This is a genomic window from Mesorhizobium sp. M7A.F.Ca.CA.003.01.2.1 (genome assembly GCF_003998945.1).
Lineage (GTDB): Bacteria > Pseudomonadota > Alphaproteobacteria > Rhizobiales > Rhizobiaceae > Mesorhizobium > Mesorhizobium ciceri.
Genome location: NZ_RZRA01000700.1, coordinates 1 through 3,100 on the forward strand (window position 1 = coordinate 1; position 3,100 = coordinate 3,100).

At 63.2% G+C, this 3,100-nt stretch carries 1 protein-coding gene; it reads right to left on the reverse strand.

The window, feature by feature from the left end; genetic code table 11:
- Positions 1–2,698: VCBS domain-containing protein (locus EN969_RS23935; protein WP_206525217.1), on the reverse strand; the 2,698-nt coding region annotated here is incomplete at its 3' end.
- Positions 2,699–3,100: the final 402 nt, after the last annotated feature.

Genomic DNA, 3,100 nt, shown 5'->3' on the forward strand with positions numbered 1-3,100 from the left:
CCCCGACAACGCCGCCGCCCGCCGCCGCACCGTCGGCGCCGAACACGTCGTCCGTGCCGTCGCTCAGCACGTTGCCGAGCACGATCCCGCCCTCGACAACGCTGTTGGTGTCGGCATGGGCCGTCGGCACGTCGTCGGTGACGTCGATGGTGATGGTGTTGGTGATCGTGTTGCCGTTGGCGTCGGTGGCCTGGTAGGTGAAGGTCTCGACATTGTTGACGGTGTTGGTGCCGTTGTTGGCGTCGGCGCCGTCGACCGGCGAGGTCAGCGTGTAGCTGTAGGTGCCGTTGGCATTGAAGGTCAGCGTGCCGTGCGCGCCGATGGCGTTGCTCACCAGTGCGTAGGTGTAGGGCCCGGTGCCGCCCGATACATTGTCGGCGACCGTTCCGGCGATGGTCTCGGCGGTGCTCGACGGGTTGCTGCCGATCGGCAGCGCCGCCTCGTTGACCGTCAGGTCGTCGTTGGAGACGGCAAGGCCGCTGTCCGACAGGTTGATGGTCAGGGTCGTCGTCGACAGGTCGCCGTCGCCGTCCATGATGGTGTAGACGAAGGTCTCCGTTGCGCCTGCCGGCGGAACCACGTTGGGCAGGCCGTCATAGCTGTAGCTGCCATTGGCCTGCAGCGTCAGCGTGCCGAAGCTGCCGTTGATCACCGTGTTGACGCCCGTCGTCACCGCCGTCGTGGTGTCGCCGCCCGCAACGCGGACCCCGACAACGCCGCCGCCCGCCGCCGCACCGTCGGCGCCGAACACGTCGTCCGTGCCGTCGCTCAGCACGTTGCCGAGCACGATCCCGCCCTCGACAACGCTGTTGGTGTCGGCATGGGCCGTCGGAATGTCGTCGACGATGTCGATGACGATGGCTGCCGGGGCCGACGACGAGGTGCCGTCAGAGACGGTGAGCGAGAAGCTGTCGGTCTCGGTGACTGCCGGAACGTCCGTGGTCGGGCTGGTCAGCGTGTACTGATAGGCAGCAACGCCGGTTGCCGGGTTGTAGCCGGTGATCAGCAGCGTGCCGTGGTCGCCCTGGAAGACCGAACCGTCAAGGCTGCCAATGGCAACCGTGACGCCGCCGATGGTGACGCTCTGCACGTCGTCGAGCCCGTCGGCGTCCGACACCGTGAAGGTGCCTGTCGCAACCGTGCTGCCGTCGCCGGCCGCCGAACCCGCCGCCAGACCTGCTTCATAGACCTGGTCATGCGCGCCGGCCGGGTTGCCCTGGTCGACGACGACCTGCGGCACGTCGTTGGTGCCGTTGATGGTGATCTCGACCGTTGTCGTCGAGGTGTCGCCGTCGCCATCGGTCAGCGTATACGTGAACGTGTCCGTCAGATGCTGGCCGGTGGTCAGCGCCTGGACCGCCGCAGCGCCGTTGTTCAGCGTGTAGCTGTAGTGGCCGTCCGCATCGATCGTGATCGAACCGTAACTGCCCGCCACGGCCGACCCGACATGGCCCGAGGCCGATGTGACCGTGCCTGCCTCGACGCCCGTTACCGTCGCCCCGTCCGCGCCCTTAACGTCGGCGACGCCGTCCGTCACATTCGCGTCCGCGCCGCCGCTGGCCGTGATCACGTTGCCGTCCGCGACCGTCACGCCGTCTTCCGTCACGCTGTCCGTATCGGCAACCGCGGTCGGCACGTCGTCGACGATGGCGACGGCAAAGGTGGTGCTGGCCGAATCGCCGTCGACGTCCGTGACAGTGATGCTGAAATTGTCCGGAACCGTGTCGTTGGGATCGAACCCGTTCGTGTGCTCGGGATGAGTGACCGATTCGGTCACCGTGTAATTGTATTGGATAGCACCCGTGCTCGGATTGTAGGAGACGATCTCCAAATAGCCGAACTGGCCCGGGATCTGCTGGCCGACGCCGGTGACGGCGACACCGTTGATAACGATCGACCCGATTCCATCCGGTGCGTCGATGCTGATCGTTCCGATGCCTGAGGTTTCGGAATTGCTTGGCGCGTCGCTGCCAGGCGATTGTGTCTGGTTGCCATCGAGGCCAGTTTCACTGGCCGCTTCGGTCGGGGCAAGCAGTGACGTGGCCACCACTGAAACCGGCCTGTCGACGATGGACGGGAACAGTTCGCGGCGATCCAGAAGCCCAAACTGCAAGGCGGTCGGCGGCAGCAATGCCGACAGGTCGAACCCGTCGCCGATGCCGCCGGGGGGAACCGAGAAATCACCGCCTGCGCTTGAATTCGAACCGCCGGGGCCGGCCGAGATGGAACCGTCGGCGCCGAAGGCGACATCGACATGGCTGGCTTCCAGCGCCGCCAGCAAGGCAACGCGCGGCACCTCGACGTCGCCGATGATGAAGGTCGGCACGTTCAGGGCGCCGTCCTTGATCACGATCACCGAGCCGTCGGCCTGTTCGAGTACAAGGTTTTGGCCGTCGACCTTGATGTTGTCGATGGAGGCGTTGGCAGGAAGCCTTACCACGTGGCTGGCGTCGGCTACATATTCGTGCGGCGCAGCTGCCGGCAGCGTCTTCGCTTCCGCGGGGGCTTCCGGCTTGACGGGCGCTCCGCCGCCGACATCGACCGGCACCGGTTCGGACGCTGCCGGTGCGGCCTGCTGCGTCGAATTTGCCTGTGCGACCCGGATCTCCGCCGGCGATGCCTGATCGCCGTGTTCACTGGACGCGGAATGCTCGTTCAAGGAACCCGAAAAGCTGTCCAACTCGATATTGTTCGTCATGGCTGAAACCCCTCCGATATTTACCGGATAGAGACAGCGGCCATTTCTACTTTGCAACTGCCCCCTAATCTATTTCATATACTATGATATGCATTGCTCGGCATTTTTTACACGTGGTAAACCGCGACAATATAACCTGATATATGGTGGCTTCCGGAGGCTTCCCTAACGGAGGACTGGCCGGGATATTTTGGTAAATCGAAGTATAAAATTGAATAAAATTTTAAATAAAATAGATGAAGACAGTTGCTGGATATTTATCCACCTTCCTTTCCAATAATTTGAGACAAGATTGGTAGCGTCCACAGTCAAAGGTGGGCGTTATGAAAAAGCAAAAATCGGTTCCGGGGAAAACCGGGCTCCAGATGCTCCTGCTGGCAATCGGGCTTGTCGGCCTGGCGG